The organism is Arthrobacter terricola (assembly GCF_004354015.1).
Classification (GTDB): domain Bacteria; phylum Actinomycetota; class Actinomycetes; order Actinomycetales; family Micrococcaceae; genus Arthrobacter; species Arthrobacter terricola.
Genome location: NZ_SMRU01000009.1, coordinates 129,395 through 143,131 on the forward strand (window position 1 = coordinate 129,395; position 13,737 = coordinate 143,131).

Here is a 13,737-nt window from a genome sequence, read left to right on the forward strand (position 1 = left end):
ATTCCGCGCGGCGCGGTCGGGTCACCAAACGCTTGGCCTCCCGAGGCCTGGCACATGGTTGAATTCGTAGGCGCAACTAGACTTGGTCACAAGTCGAAAGAGGTTTGAAATGTTTGAGTCCGTACAGGGATTGCTTGATGAGCATGCTGCTATCCAGGCGCAGTTGAGTGATCCTGCCGTTTATGCCGACCAGTCCTTGGCCCGGAAGCTGGGGCGGCGTTCTGCGCAGTTGCAGGGCATCGTGGAGGCGTACAATCGTTGGCGCGGGCTCATGGACGATCTTGATGCGGCCAAGGAGATGGCTGCTGAGGACCCCGACTTTGCTGCTGAAGTGGGGGACATCGAGGAACAATTGCCTGCGGCTCAGGAAAAGCTGCGCCGTTTGTTGATTCCGAGGGATCCTGACGACGCCCGTAACGTCATCCTTGAAGTCAAGGGCGGTGAAGGCGGCGACGAAGCCGCGCTGTTCGCCGGCGACCTCCTGCGTATGTACATGCGTTATGCCGAGTCGCGGGGCTGGAAGACCGAACTCATTTCCGCCACTGAATCGGACCTGGGCGGCTACAAGGACGTCCAGATGGCCGTCAAGGGCAATTCGAACGATCCCGCCGAAGGCGTGTACGCCCGTTTGAAGTTCGAAGGCGGCGTGCACCGCGTCCAGCGTGTTCCCGTCACCGAGTCGCAGGGCCGTATCCACACTTCGGCGGCCGGTGTCCTGGTGCTCCCCGAGGTTGACGAGCCCGAAGAGCTCGAAATCAACCAGAACGACCTCAAGATCGACGTTTACCGGTCTTCCGGTCCTGGCGGCCAGTCGGTGAACACTACCGACTCCGCTGTTCGCATTACCCACCTTCCCACGGGCATCGTGGTGGCCATGCAGAACGAGAAGTCCCAGCTGCAGAACAGGGAAGCCGGCATGCGCGTCCTGCGCGCCCGCATCCTGGCCCACCAGCAGGAACAGATCGACGCCGAAAACTCGGCCCAGCGCAAGTCGCAGATCCGTACGATGGACCGTTCGGAGCGCATCCGCACGTACAACTTCCCGGAAAACCGGATCGCCGACCACCGCACGGGTTACAAGGCCTACAACCTGGACGCCGTCATGAACGGCGACCTGGAACCGGTCATCCAGTCGGCCATCGAGATGGACGAGCAAGCCCGCCTGGATGCGCTCGGCGAATAGTCGCCGGGACCGCCATGAGCTTCTTTCCTGGACAAAGCCTCGCGGACGCCGTCCGGGAGGCAACCACCATCCTGGCCGACGCCGGAGTACCCACCCCGCGGGTGGATGCCGAACTCCTGGCTGAGCACCTCCTCGGCGTGGGCCTTGGCCGCTTGCGGGCCATGCTGCTCGGGGATTCAGCGGCCCCGGACGGCTACGGTGACCTGGTGGCGGAACGTGCACAGCGCGTTCCGCTCCAGCACATCACCGGCGTCGCCCACTTCCGCTACCTGACGCTGGCCGTCGGACCGGGGGTTTTCATTCCGCGTCCCGAGACGGAATCGGTTGTGCAATTGGTCATTGACCACCTTCGCGGGCATCCGCACCCGAAAGTGGTTGATCTCGGCACAGGATCCGGGGCAATCGCCGGTTCGATTGCCCACGAAGTTCCCGAAGCTGACGTTTACGCTGTCGAGTTCAGCGACTTTGCCCACGCTTGGGCAGCACGGAACCTGCAGCCCCTGGGTGTGAAGCTCGTCCACGGGGACCTGCGCAACGCACTGCCCGAACACGACGCAACCTTCGACGTCGTCGTCTCCAATCCGCCATACATTCCCGCAGAAGCCATCCCCAACGAACCCGAAGTCGCGCTCCACGATCCGCCCGAAGCCTTGTACGGCGGGGGAGCGGACGGCATGGAGCTCCCGACGGCGGCCGCCGCCTCGGCTGCCCGGCTCTTGAAGCCGGGCGGCTACTTCGTGATGGAACACGCCGAAGTCCAGGCGGGCTGGATTGCGGACCATCTACGCGCTGCCGGTTGCTGGACAGACGTCACGACGCACGTCGACCTCAACGGCAAGGAACGGGCCACGAGCGCAGTGTTGGCAATTGCGGGCCCAGAGGAATGAAAGAATAGCGTTGTGACCACAAGCTACAACTGCACTTCAGAGGAACAGCGCGCCGAAGGCCTCGAGCACGCGCAGCGCGCCATCAACGAAAAGAAATGCATCGTCATGCCGACGGACACGGTGTACGGCATCGCGGCGGATGCGTTTTCGCCCCAGGCCGTCACCATGCTGCTTGTTTCGAAGGGCCGCGGTCGCCACATGCCGCCGCCGGTCCTCATCCCTCGGCTCAATGCCTTGGACGGCCTGGCAACCGAGGTTTCGGAAGACGCACGCAAGCTCGCCGACTCGTTCTGGCCCGGCGGCCTGACGCTGATTTTCCACGCCCAGCCATCCTTGGATTGGGACCTGGGCGATACCCGCGGGACCGTCGCGCTTCGGATGCCGGACGACGAAGTCGCCCTGGAACTCCTCAACCGGACGGGGCCCCTCGCCGTTTCCTCGGCGAACCGCACAGGGCAGCCCGCCGCCCAGACCGCTGCCGAAGCACGGACGCAGCTTGCCGAGTCGGTGGAGGTTTACCTTGAGGGCGGATTCCGTCCCCTCGTGGGCACCGACTCCGTGCCATCCACCATCGTCGATGCCACGGCGTCGCCGCTGCGGGTGGTGCGCGATGGCGCCATTTCGCTTGAACGCCTCCGCGAGGTGGTTCCCGGAGTCCTAGGCCTGGGGGAGACTGAGTCTGCGGCTGCGCCGGCAGAGCCTGAGCCCGCGGCCGCCGAGCCCTCTGAGCCGGCGGCTGGGCTGGCAGAACCGGTTGAAGCACCCGGTGCCACCGAAGCTCCGGTTTCCGGCGAGACCAGGGCCGAATGAGCCTGGTCCGTGATCGCGTTCCCCTCCTGGACGTCGATGTCACCGCGCTTTGCACCGATCAACTCATCGAAGCCATCAGCGGGTTCGTCTCCGACGGAACCACCCGGCTGGTCCTGGGCCACAACCTCCACAGCGTGACCCTGTTCCATTCGCGTGCGGAGTTCCGCAAGCTCTATGAACGCGGAGACGTCGTCCTTTTGGACGGTGCACCTGTTGCGATGCTGTGGGGGCTCGGCCACGGTTCAACGCGCAGCTCCGGGCCCGGCATCATGGAATACCGCTTGGGGTCCACCGACTGGGTGCCCTCGCTGGGCGGTGTCGACGGGCTGGACCGGATCGCCGTCGTTGGGGCCGGTCCGGAGGCCAACGCCCGGACGGTTGAACGGCTCCGCGGGATCGTCTCCGGCGCCGAAGTTGTCGGCAGGCCCGGTGAGAACTGGGACGATGCCGGCGAAGAGGCCACCGTTGAATGGTTGTCGGAATTCCGCCCCCAATTGGTCCTCCTCGGCTTGGGCATGCCGCTGCAGGAATCGGTCCTCCACCGTCGCCTGGAGGAACTGCCGCCGGCGGTGTACTGCACCGTGGGAGGAGCCATCGAGCAGCTAGCCGGCCTGCAGAAGCTTGCTCCGCGCTGGCTTGGCCGGCTGGGGCTCGAATGGGCCTGGAGGCTCGTCCTTCACCCCGGACGCGTCGCGTACAGAGTCTTCGGGGAGCCATGGGTCCTGCTCGGGCTGTTGGTCCGTCGGCGCTTCTCCGGCAAAGCGTCACGCTGACAGGACTCCGGCAACAACCCAGGCACCAACAACCCAAGCGCCGGCCCTAGAACTTCTGGTCCTCCAACGGCCCGAACCCCTTGTTCCGCAGTCCCGCTGAGAACGCGCGGAACCATTCCGCGAGCCCGCGGAAGTCGCCGCGGGGGAGGAAGTAGCCCAAGTACCCGCCGACGTCGGCCACCATGGACTTGCCGCGGCGGTAGCGGCGGATCAGATAGCCACGGTTGCGGTAGTAGAAATGCCGCTTGAACGCGGAATCCGGCACGATCACGTGCCAGCGGGCGCCAAAAACGTGCTTCGTTTCCGAAAACGCGTGCGGGTGCGTAATCCACGCCGTCGCGACCGTGCCGAAGCGAATCCCGGCTTTCCTCAAGCGGATCATGAAATCCACCTCGTCGCCGCGGATGAACAGCCGGATGTCGGGTACGCCCACTTTGAAGAAGACGCTGGAACGGATGAGCGCACCGTTGAAGAAGTGCCCGACGTCGGGCAGGAACCCGGCTTTTTCGACCTCGGCGCGGTCGTGGGTCACCTTGCCGTCGATCCGGAAGAAGAACGACAGTTTGTCCGGGTGACCAGGTGCCACCACGAGCGGAACCACAGCATCCAAGCCTCGGGCTTCGGCTTCGCGGACCAGGGTTTCCAGGCACTCGGGGTCGCCCGGCTCGGCGTCATCGTCCATGATCCATACCCATTCGGCGCCGCTCGCCACCGCCTTCAGGATCGCGAGTGCGAAGCCTCCGGCGCCTCCGAGGTTTGCTTCGGAGCGCACGTAGTCGACATTCGGATGGCTTGCGGCAACCTCCTTGGAGGGCGTCGTCCCGCTGTCCACGAGGCATACAGTGTCAACCGGAATCGACTGCTTGTTGACGGCGTCGAGCAGGACTCCAAGCTCTCCGGGGCGGTCAAAAGTCACGGCCGCAACGGCAACGGAGACAGTCATGTAGGGTTCCTTCCGGGCAGCAGCGGGTGGGGATTCCCCGGCTCGCCCTAGGGGCGCGTGAAACGGAGCAATGCTGCCGTAGCCGCTAGTATCTTGACAGAGTCCAACTGTAGTACAGCAACATTCGGCGGTGCGCAGGGGTGCCTGCGGGTTTGTGCCGGTAGCTAGTCGCCAGGGCCAAATCCATCCACCACCGCAACCAGGAGCCGCCACGTGATCATGTACTCGCTCATGATGCTCACGGCTGCCATCGTGTCGTACCTTGCGACGTGGATAGCGCGCCAGATGGGGAACAAGCTGCGGCTTTTCGCCCCGATCCGCAGCCGTGACATGCATTCGGTACCAATCTCCCGCCTTGGCGGCCTCGGGCTCTTCGCGGGGTTCGCAGTGGCGCTTGTCGTGGCCAACAACTCGTTCTTCGTCAAGGACATCTTCCACAACAACAGCGGGCCCTGGGGGATCCTCGCGGGAGCGTTCGTCATCGTCGCGGTGGGCGTTGCCGACGACATCATGGACATCAAGTGGTGGATCAAGCTGATCGGGCAATGCACGGCGGGGACGGTCGTCGCTGTCTGGGGCGTGCAGATGTCAGTCATTCCGTTTGTCCCTGAGCCCATCCGCATCGAATCGGAGCCGCTCCGGATCGTCCTGACGGCACTTGCCATTGTGACAACCATGAACGCCGTCAATTTCATCGACGGCCTCGACGGCCTGGCAGCCGGCGTCGCCGCCATCGGTGCGGTTGCCTTCTTTCTGACCGCGTACTGGGTCCACCGCAATGCCGTCCTGACTGACCGCTCGGACCTCGCGGCCCTCCTGATGGCCATCATCGTGGGCTGCTGCATCGGTTTCCTGCCCCACAACTGGTTTCCCGCGAAGATCTTCATGGGCGACTCCGGCGCCATGCTCCTGGGACTCGTCATGGCTTCCGCTGGCGTCGTTGCCACTGGCCAGATCAGTTCGGGCCTTTACGACCGCGCCAACGGTATACCGACGATCGTGCCCATCCTGCTTCCTTTCGCGATCCTTTCGCTTCCGCTCCTGGATCTTGGGCTGGCCGTGTTACGCAGGACAGCGCGTGGACAATCGCCATGGTCGGCCGACCGCGGCCACCTGCACCACAAGCTCATCGAGTTGGGGCACACCCACCGGACAGCGGTGCTCATGATGTACGTCTGGACGTGTATCCTCGCGTTCGGCGGCTTGGCCTTCGCGATCTTCAAGTGGCAATTCGTCCTCACCGTGGACATCGTTGCGGCCCTCATCATGGCCGGGGTCACGGCATGGCCGTACATGGTCCGTAAAGGGCGCGAAGCCCGATAGCCTCAATACGGCTGTAGTCAATGTGTGACAAGGGCGTTAACATCACAGTTCTATCTCATGTAGAATTTTAGGGCGGACAGTCACTCGCCCGCGCACCCACCCTTTTGAGAATTTGGCGTCACCGCCACGACGATCGGCATCCCCATGACTTCCAACGCCGGCGGACAGCAGTCCGACTCCCGCGGCGTTGCTGTCGACCGCTCCACACCTTCCTTGTGGCTGCGGCTCCTGTTCATGAGTTCGACGGCGGCCATCCTCGCCCTGGTTGTTACCGGCGTCATCGCCGCGGCCATGAACGGCGGAGTCGGTGCCTTGTCGGCCGCTTTCGGCGGTGTGCTCGTGATGGTGTTCTTCGCGATCAGCCTGCTGATCGGCCACTTCGTCGGCCGAGGCAATCCTTCCGGCGCGGTCGGCCTCTTTGTCGCCACCTACTTTGTCAAGGTAGTCGGTTTCGCGGTAGTGCTGTTCGTGATGGGCGCCCCCGCCTGGCTGCACGGCCGCTGGTTCGTGATCGGCGCCGTCGTCACCGTCGTCTTCTGGCAAGCGGCCGAAATTTACGGCTTCAGCAAGGCGCGCCTGCAGATCTACAACGACCCCGCGTCCGGTAAGGGGGACTCCGATGTCCGCCCGTAAAGACGACGGTATGCCCACCCCCCGCAAGTCCCGGCATTCCGGCGATTCCACTGAGGTTGAACGTGACGGAGGCGACGGCGGATACAACGCCGGAATAGCCGTCTTCAGCTACATAATTGGCGGAATCATAGTCTGGAGTTTGATAGGCTGGGGTCTGGATTATCTGTGGGGGACCCGCTGGATTGTGCTCCTTGGCGCTCTGCTTGGAGCCACAGGGGGGTTCTATCTTTCCCATATGCACGGCCTCACCAGCCAGCGGACTTCATCTGGTGGAAGCGCAGCAGACAGCGGACCGTCCGACGACGGGGACAGTAATGCCAAATAATTTCACACGGGAAAAGGCTGCAGAGAACGCGGCTGGATCCTCAACAACGCCCAATGATGGACACTGCAGAGAGGAAACGCGTTGATCGCGCTTGCGCTCCCGGCCCAGGATTCAGGGACCTTCACTCCTCCCGGAATCGACCAATTGCACCTGCCGGCAATCCTGCCTTGGGGTGCGTCCGAAGGATTCTCCAAGCAGATGCTGCTTGTCATCCTTTCGGTCGTTATTATCGCCACCTTCTTCGTCCTGGCCGCACGCAAGCGCCAGCTCGTTCCCGGCAAGCTGCAGTTCGCAGGCGAGATGGCTTACGGCTTCGTCCGTAACAGCATCGCCAAGGACATCATCGGCGGCCGCGACTTCATGAAGTACGTTCCGCTGCTGTTCAGCCTGTTCTTCTTCATCCTGGTGAACAACATCTACGGCGCGATCCCGCTGATCCAGCTGCCAAGCTTCTCGCACGTCGGCGGAGCCTACGTGTTGGCCGTCCTCGTCTACGTCACCTGGATCGGGATTGGCATCAAGAAGAACGGTCTGCGCTACTTCAAGCTCGCCACCGTACCCTCTGGTGTTCCCGTTTACATCCTGCCGATCGTCATCCCGATCGAAATCATTTCCAACTTCCTGGTCCGTCCGGTCACGCACAGCCTCCGTCTGTTCGCCACCATGCTGGCAGGCCACCTCATCGTGATGATCGCCGGATCGGGCATCGAGTTCCTCGTGATGCAGGAAAACTTCCTCCTGAAAGGCGCTTCCGTCCTGGTCCTTGCGGGCGCCATCGCGATGTACATGCTTGAGGCCCTGATCATGGTGCTGCAGGCTTACGTCTTCACCTTGCTGACCGCGATCTACATCGAAGGCGCACTCCACGCCGACAGCCACTAGGCATCCCTCAATCTTCCCCTTCGGGGGATGAAGCAAACCAAACAACCTGCCGCGAACGCGGCATCTTGAAAGGAAAACAATGAACGGCGACATCAACGGCTCCCTTAACCTCATTGGCTACGGTCTCTCCGCAATCGGCGGTGGTATCGGTGTGGGTCTCGTCTTTGCTGCTTACATCAACGGTGTTGCACGTCAGCCGGAAGCACAGCGCGTGCTTCAGCCGATCGCGTTCCTTGGTCTGGCCCTGACTGAAGCCCTCGCGATCCTCGGCCTTGTCTTCGCTTTCGTTCTCAAGTAAACCGCTAAGAACAAGCGAACATTCAGAACCGAGTAGATAAGGACGGGTGAAACATGAATCAGCAGATCATCTCAGCCGCCGCTCAAGGCGCCGCCGAGTCGGCTAATCCGCTCGTTCCCAACCTTTGGGAAATGGGCGTCGTCCTCGCCGGCTTCGCGGTCCTCTATTTCATCGTGGTCAAGTTTGTTGTCCCGATGTTCGAGAAGACCTTCGCCGAGCGTGCCGAGGCGATCGAGGGCGGCATTGCCAAAGCCGAAAAGGCCCAGGCGGAAGCTTCTGCTGCTCTTGAAGAGTACAAGCAGCAGCTCCACGACGCCCGCGCCGAGGCCAACCGCATCCGCGAGGAAGCACGCGCCGAAGGTGCCCAGATCCTTGCGGACCTGAAGAGCAAGGCAGCAGCCGAGTCGGCCCGCATCACCGAGCAGGCTCACGCCCAGATTGAGTCGGAGCGCCAGGCAGCCGTTGTTTCCCTGCGTTCCGAGGTAGGCACCTTGGCCACCACCCTGGCCGAGCGCATCGTTGGCGAAACGCTCAGCGATGACGAGCGCGCAGCCCGAGTGGTGGACCGTTTCCTGGCAGATCTGGAGACCCAGAGCGCAGGTGCAGCTAAGTAATGGCAGGTGTATCGAGCGAATCGCTGACCAATGCGTTGGAGCAGCTGGAAGCCAAGCTTCCGCTGGCCTCGCTGCAGTTGGCTAAGGACCTCTTCGGAATCCTGGGAACGGTGGACAGCTCGGCTGGCTTGCGCCGCGCCCTGACTGACCCTTCCCGCAGCGGAGAAGAAAAGTCGGCGCTGGTCAGGCAGTTGTTTAGCGGGAAAGTCTCCGCTGATGCTGCGGAAATCGCGAGTGGATTGGCCGGCTCGCGCTGGGCGTCCGCACGCGATATCGGCGATGCACTCGAGACTCTTGCCGCCACGGTGGTCATTGCCGTGGCTGAAAACAAGTCGGCCGTTTCTGCCTCCGGAATCACGGGGCTGGAAGAGCTGGAAAACGATCTGTTTGCTTTCAACCAGGCCGTTGCTTCCAGCCACGAAGTACAACGTGCCCTGGGAGAGTCGCAAGCAAGTGCCGCGGCCAAGGTCAACCTGGCGGAGAGGCTGGTACCCGGCGCAAGCCCGGAAGCCCTCCTGCTCATCGGCCAGGCAGTCTCGGAGCCGCGCGGCATCAAGCCGAGCAAGCTCGTCGAGAACTTCGCCAAGCTTGCAGCCAAGCGCCAGCACCGCTGGATCGCAACTGTCAGCGTTACCCGTCCATTGACGGAAGCGCAAGCCAGCCGTCTGCAGGCAGGGCTTAACGCCCTCTACGGCCGCGAATTGAAGGTCAACGCCACCGTTGATCCGACGTTGATCGGCGGAATTCGGGTCCAGGTTGGGGACGAAGTGCTTGACGCTTCCGTCGTGGCCCGACTGTCCGAGCTCCGTCGGCAACTCGCTGGCTAGCCAGACAAGCACAACTTAACTGATACAAAACCCGGTCATCGTGAGCAACGATGATCACGAAACAGGAGAGCAGGGACTGCAGATGGCCGAATTGACCATCAACGCCGACGACGTCCGTAATGCGCTGAACGAGTTCGCGGCGTCCTACGAACCCGGAAACGCAGAGCGCGTAGAGGTCGGCCGCGTGACCGCCGCAAGTGACGGCATCGCCCGTGTTGAGGGCCTTCCCTCGGTCATGGCGAACGAGCTGCTTCGCTTCGAAGACGGCACCTTGGGCCTCGCCCAGAACCTTGACGTCCGCGAAATCGGTGTCATCGTCCTCGGTGACTTCACCGGCATCGAAGAAGGCCAGGAAGTTCACCGCACGGGTGAAATCCTGTCCGTCCCGGTAGGCGACGCCTTCCTGGGCCGTGTTGTTGACCCCCTCGGTCAACCGATTGACGACCTCGGCGAGATCAAGGCCGAGACCACCCGAGCATTGGAGCTCCAGGCTCCGGGCGTGACGCAGCGCAAGTCGGTTCACGAACCCATGCAGACTGGCCTCAAGGCCATTGACGCCATGATTCCGATCGGCCGCGGCCAGCGTCAGCTGATCATCGGTGACCGCCAGACCGGTAAGACGGCCATCGCCGTGGACACCATCATCAACCAGAAGGCCAACTGGGCTTCCGGCGATGTGAACAAGCAGGTCCGTTGCGTCTACGTTGGCGTCGGCCAGAAGGCTTCCACGATCGCGGCTGTCCGCCAGACTCTGGAAGACCACGGCGCGCTTGAGTACACCACCATCGTGGCTTCCCCGGCATCCGACCCCGCCGGCTTCAAGTACTTGGCTCCCTACGCAGGTTCGGCCATTGGCCAGCACTGGATGTACGGCGGAAAGCACGTCCTGGTGATCTTCGATGACCTGTCCAAGCAGGCTGAAGCTTACCGTGCAGTGTCCCTGCTGCTCCGCCGTCCGCCGGGACGCGAAGCCTACCCGGGTGACGTTTTCTACTTGCACTCCCGTCTGCTTGAGCGTTGTGCCAAGCTCTCCGACGAACTGGGCGCAGGCTCGATGACCGGTCTCCCGATCGTCGAAACCAAGGCCAACGACGTTTCGGCGTACATCCCGACCAACGTCATCTCCATCACCGACGGCCAGATCTTCCTGCAGTCGGACCTCTTCAACGCCAACCAGCGTCCTGCTGTTGACGTTGGTGTCTCGGTTTCCCGCGTTGGTGGTGCAGCCCAGGTCAAGTCCATGAAGAAGGTCTCCGGTACGTTGAAGCTGGACCTGGCCCAGTACCGCGACATGCAGGCATTTGCCATGTTCGCCTCGGACCTGGACGCCGCTTCCCGCCAGCAGCTGACCCGTGGTGCCCGCCTCATGGAGCTGCTCAAGCAGGGCCAGTACTCGCCGTTCCCGGTCGAGGACCAGGTCGTGTCCATCTGGGCAGGTACCAACGGCTACCTCGACGACGTTCCTGTTGAGGACATCAACCGCTTCGAAGCCGAGTTCCTTGAGCACTTGAAGCACACGTCCTCCATCCTGACGACGCTTGCACAGACGAACGTGCTGGACGACGACACCCTTGAGGCCCTGAAGACCGCAATCGTTTCCTTCAAGAAGGGTTTCTTCGGGGAAGGTGACAACCGCCTGGTTGGAGCCGGCCACGAAGAGCACGAAGCGATCGCCGGCGGCTCGGTCGACCAGGAAAAGATCGTCAAGCAGAAGCGCTAGGGCCTTGGCCCCGTGCCTGCGTAGCTACGCAGGCACGGGGCCCTCGCCAAAGCCTTAGCCCGGATCCTCCGGGATCTTAGGAAAGGAAATGTATGGGAGCCCAGATCCGGGTCTACCGCCAGAAGATCAGCTCGACGACGTCGATGCGCAAGATCTTCAAGGCGATGGAGCTGATCGCTACCTCGCGCATTGGTAAGGCCCGCGCCCGCGTGGCAGCTTCGCTGCCCTATGCAAACGCGATTACCCGTGCCGTTTCTGCTGTCGCAAGCCAGAACGAAATCGATCACCCGCTGGTCACCGAGCCGGAGCAGATCCGCCGTGCCGCTGTCCTGGTCATCACCTCTGACCGCGGCCTTGCCGGTTCCTACTCCGCGAGCGTGCTCAAGCAGGCCGAAGGACTCAACGAACTCCTCCGCGCAGAGGGCAAGGAAGTCAAGACCTACCTGGTCGGACGCAAGGCACAGGCTTACTTCGAGTTCCGCGGACGTGACTACGCCCGTGTGTGGACCGGTGGAACCGATGCGCCCGAGTTCGCGACCGCCAGGGAAATCGGTGCGGCCCTCCTCGAAGAGTTCGCCAATGACTTCGTCGATGGTGGCGTGGACGAGATCCACGTCGTCTACACCCGTTTCAAGTCAATGGTGACCCAGGAGCCCACGGTCATCCGCTTGCTGCCGCTCGAGGTTGAAGAGCAGGCAGTCACCGAATCCGAGCTCCTGCCGTTGTACGAGTTCGAGCCGGAGGCGGAGCAAGTTCTTGACGCCCTGCTTCCGCGTTACATCGAATCGCGCATCTTCGCGGCAATGCTTCAGGCAGCGGCTTCCGAGCTCGCAGCCCGTCAGCGCGCCATGAAGTCCGCGGGCGACAACGCGACGGAACTGATCAAGAAGTACACGCGTCTGCGCAACACGGCCCGCCAGGCCGAGATCACGCAGGAGCTTTCCGAGATCGTGGCCGGCGCCGACGCGCTGAACGCGTAATCGCCGGTGCATGGTCCGGCGCAAGCGGCACCTGCACCACATAGATAAACTTAACCCCACGCCATCTACTGAGTGAAGTGAGAGAGATGACTGCCACCGCTACCGAGCACGTAGCCACGGCCGGTGCCACCGGCCGCATTGCCCGTGTCATTGGCCCGGTTGTCGACGTCGAATTCCCGGCCGACGCAATCCCCGAGATCTACAACGCGCTCACCACCGAGGTAACCCTCAACGGTGAAACCAAGACCATCACGTTCGAGACGTCGCAGCACCTTGGCGACAACCTCGTTCGCGCCATCTCCCTGCAGGCAACCGACGGCCTCGTCCGTGGAACGTCTGTCAAGGACTCCGGTGCCCCCATCTCCGTCCCCGTCGGCGACGGCGTCAAGGGCCACATCTTCAACGTCCTCGGCAAGCCGCTGGATGTTGCCGAGTCGGAGATCCAGGCTGACGACCACTGGCCGATCCACCGCAAGGCTCCGTCCTTCGCAAGCCTCGAGGGCTCCACGGAGATGCTCGAGACCGGTATCAAGGTCATCGACCTCCTCACCCCGTACATCAAGGGTGGAAAGATCGGTCTGTTCGGTGGCGCCGGCGTCGGCAAGACCGTTCTGATCCAGGAAATGATCACCCGTGTTGCCCGCAACTTCGGTGGTACTTCCGTCTTCGCCGGTGTCGGCGAGCGTACCCGTGAGGGCAACGACCTCTGGGTCGAAATGGAAGAAGCAGGCGTTCTGAAGGACACCGCTTTGGTGTTCGGCCAGATGGACGAGCCGCCGGGAACGCGTCTGCGCGTCGCCCTCTCCGCCCTGACCATGGCAGAGTACTTCCGCGACGTTCAGAACCAGGACGTGTTGCTCTTCATCGACAACATCTTCCGCTTCACCCAGGCCGGTTCCGAGGTCTCCACGCTGCTCGGCCGCATGCCGTCCGCCGTTGGCTACCAGCCGAACCTCGCCGACGAGATGGGCCTCCTGCAGGAGCGCATCACCTCCACCAAGGGCCACTCGATCACGTCCATGCAGGCCATTTACGTCCCTGCTGACGACTACACCGACCCGGCTCCGGCAACGACCTTCGCACACCTCGACGCCACCACGGAACTTTCCCGTGAAATCGCGTCCCGTGGTCTGTACCCGGCCGTTGACCCGCTGACGTCGACCTCCCGCATCCTGGACCCCCAGTACATCGGCAAGGACCACTACAACACGGCTGTCCGTGTGAAGCAGATCCTGCAGAAGAACAAGGAACTCCAAGACATCATCGCCATCCTCGGCGTTGACGAACTGTCGGAAGAAGACAAGATCGTCGTGTCCCGCGCACGCCGCATCCAGCAGTTCCTGTCCCAGAACACCTACACGGCCAAGCAGTTCACCGGCGTCGAGGGTTCCACCGTGTCCATCAAGGACACCGTGGAAGGCTTCACCGCGATCTGCGACGGCGAACTCGACCACATCGCAGAGCAGGCGTTCTTCAACGTCGGTGGCCTGGACGACGTCGAGCGCCAGTGGGCCAAGATCCAGGAACAGACCAAGTAGC

General features: G+C 62.7%; 15 protein-coding genes. 14 read left to right on the forward strand and 1 reads right to left on the reverse strand.

Annotation, left to right across the window (positions count from 1 at the left end):
* The first annotated feature begins 109 nt into the window (after positions 1–109).
* From prfA to E1809_RS09605, 4 genes are read left to right on the forward strand one after another with little or no spacing between them, the layout of a single operon-like run.
* Positions 110–1,183 carry a peptide chain release factor 1 gene (prfA, locus tag E1809_RS09590; RefSeq protein WP_133204004.1) on the forward strand — a complete coding sequence of 358 codons (1,074 nt, stop codon included), beginning with the start codon at positions 110–112 and terminating at the stop codon, positions 1,181–1,183.
* Between the two features lie 14 nt (positions 1,184–1,197).
* A complete protein-coding gene (gene prmC, locus E1809_RS09595) occupies positions 1,198–2,070 on the forward strand; it encodes a peptide chain release factor N(5)-glutamine methyltransferase (protein ID WP_133204005.1) in 873 nt (290 codons plus the stop codon).
* Positions 2,071–2,082: 12 nt separating this feature from the next.
* Positions 2,083–2,880, forward strand: a complete 798-nt coding sequence (locus tag E1809_RS09600) for an L-threonylcarbamoyladenylate synthase (RefSeq protein WP_133204006.1) — start codon at positions 2,083–2,085, stop codon at positions 2,878–2,880.
* Positions 2,877–3,653: a WecB/TagA/CpsF family glycosyltransferase gene (locus E1809_RS09605; RefSeq protein WP_133204007.1), complete on the forward strand. Its 777-nt coding sequence runs from the start codon at positions 2,877–2,879 to the stop codon at positions 3,651–3,653. Before E1809_RS09600 ends, E1809_RS09605 begins: the two co-directional genes overlap by 4 nt.
* Positions 3,654–3,699: 46 nt before the next feature.
* Here E1809_RS09605 and E1809_RS09610 read toward each other — a convergent pair whose 3' ends face one another.
* Positions 3,700–4,596, reverse strand: a complete 897-nt coding sequence (locus E1809_RS09610) for a glycosyltransferase (protein WP_133204008.1) — start codon at positions 4,594–4,596, stop codon at positions 3,700–3,702.
* Positions 4,597–4,809: 213 nt separating this feature from the next.
* On the opposite strand from E1809_RS09610, the gene E1809_RS09615 reads away from it, so the two are divergent.
* The 10 genes from E1809_RS09615 to atpD all read left to right on the forward strand — a co-directional run bounded on the left by E1809_RS09615 (position 4,810) and on the right by atpD (position 13,736).
* Positions 4,810–5,919 carry an MraY family glycosyltransferase gene (locus tag E1809_RS09615; protein ID WP_133204009.1) on the forward strand — a complete coding sequence of 370 codons (1,110 nt, stop codon included), beginning with the start codon at positions 4,810–4,812 and terminating at the stop codon, positions 5,917–5,919.
* Positions 5,920–6,063: 144 nt separating this feature from the next.
* Positions 6,064–6,552: a hypothetical protein gene (locus E1809_RS09620; RefSeq protein WP_133204010.1), complete on the forward strand. Its 489-nt coding sequence runs from the start codon at positions 6,064–6,066 to the stop codon at positions 6,550–6,552.
* Between the two features lie 10 nt (positions 6,553–6,562).
* The gene (locus E1809_RS27385) at positions 6,563–6,877 is read left to right on the forward strand and encodes an AtpZ/AtpI family protein (protein WP_133204047.1); all 315 of its coding nucleotides are present in this window, start codon (positions 6,563–6,565) and stop codon (positions 6,875–6,877) included.
* Between the two features lie 81 nt (positions 6,878–6,958).
* On the forward strand, positions 6,959–7,759 hold the full coding sequence (gene atpB, locus E1809_RS09630) for a F0F1 ATP synthase subunit A (protein ID WP_133204011.1): 801 nt from the start codon (positions 6,959–6,961) through the stop codon (positions 7,757–7,759).
* 79 nt (positions 7,760–7,838) lie between these two features.
* Complete coding sequence (gene atpE / locus E1809_RS09635) at positions 7,839–8,057, forward strand: ATP synthase F0 subunit C (RefSeq protein ID WP_028264751.1); 219 nt, start codon at positions 7,839–7,841, stop codon at positions 8,055–8,057.
* Positions 8,058–8,110: 53 nt separating this feature from the next.
* Positions 8,111–8,671: a F0F1 ATP synthase subunit B gene (locus E1809_RS09640; RefSeq protein ID WP_133204012.1), complete on the forward strand. Its 561-nt coding sequence runs from the start codon at positions 8,111–8,113 to the stop codon at positions 8,669–8,671.
* Positions 8,671–9,498: a F0F1 ATP synthase subunit delta gene (locus E1809_RS09645; protein ID WP_133204013.1), complete on the forward strand. Its 828-nt coding sequence runs from the start codon at positions 8,671–8,673 to the stop codon at positions 9,496–9,498. Before E1809_RS09640 ends, E1809_RS09645 begins: the two co-directional genes overlap by 1 nt.
* Positions 9,499–9,580: 82 nt before the next feature.
* On the forward strand, positions 9,581–11,218 hold the full coding sequence (gene atpA, locus E1809_RS09650) for a F0F1 ATP synthase subunit alpha (protein WP_133204048.1): 1,638 nt from the start codon (positions 9,581–9,583) through the stop codon (positions 11,216–11,218).
* A 92-nt stretch (positions 11,219–11,310) separates the two neighbouring features.
* On the forward strand, positions 11,311–12,198 hold the full coding sequence (locus tag E1809_RS09655) for a F0F1 ATP synthase subunit gamma (protein ID WP_133204014.1): 888 nt from the start codon (positions 11,311–11,313) through the stop codon (positions 12,196–12,198).
* Positions 12,199–12,284: 86 nt separating this feature from the next.
* Entirely contained in the window at positions 12,285–13,736 is a 1,452-nt protein-coding gene (atpD, locus tag E1809_RS09660; RefSeq protein WP_133204015.1) for a F0F1 ATP synthase subunit beta, read from the forward strand.
* The last annotated feature ends 1 nt before the right edge of the window (position 13,737 follow it).

Bases quoted from the DNA above. Each gene is read 5' to 3' on its own strand.
- prfA (WP_133204004.1), top strand. From the start codon at position 110: ATGTTTGAGTCCGTACAGGGATTGCTTGATGAGCATGCTGCTATCCAG.
- prmC (WP_133204005.1), top strand. From the start codon at position 1,198: ATGAGCTTCTTTCCTGGACAAAGCCTCGCGGACGCCGTCCGGGAGGCA.
- E1809_RS09605 (WP_133204007.1), top strand. From the start codon at position 2,877: ATGAGCCTGGTCCGTGATCGCGTTCCCCTCCTGGACGTCGATGTCACC.
- E1809_RS09610 (WP_133204008.1), bottom strand. From the start codon at position 4,596: ATGACTGTCTCCGTTGCCGTTGCGGCCGTGACTTTTGACCGCCCCGGA.
- E1809_RS09620 (WP_133204010.1), top strand. From the start codon at position 6,064: ATGACTTCCAACGCCGGCGGACAGCAGTCCGACTCCCGCGGCGTTGCT.
- E1809_RS27385 (WP_133204047.1), top strand. From the start codon at position 6,563: ATGCCCACCCCCCGCAAGTCCCGGCATTCCGGCGATTCCACTGAGGTT.
- atpE (WP_028264751.1), top strand. From the start codon at position 7,839: ATGAACGGCGACATCAACGGCTCCCTTAACCTCATTGGCTACGGTCTC.
- E1809_RS09640 (WP_133204012.1), top strand. From the start codon at position 8,111: ATGAATCAGCAGATCATCTCAGCCGCCGCTCAAGGCGCCGCCGAGTCG.
- E1809_RS09645 (WP_133204013.1), top strand. From the start codon at position 8,671: ATGGCAGGTGTATCGAGCGAATCGCTGACCAATGCGTTGGAGCAGCTG.
- atpA (WP_133204048.1), top strand. From the start codon at position 9,581: ATGGCCGAATTGACCATCAACGCCGACGACGTCCGTAATGCGCTGAAC.
- E1809_RS09655 (WP_133204014.1), top strand. From the start codon at position 11,311: ATGGGAGCCCAGATCCGGGTCTACCGCCAGAAGATCAGCTCGACGACG.
- atpD (WP_133204015.1), top strand. From the start codon at position 12,285: ATGACTGCCACCGCTACCGAGCACGTAGCCACGGCCGGTGCCACCGGC.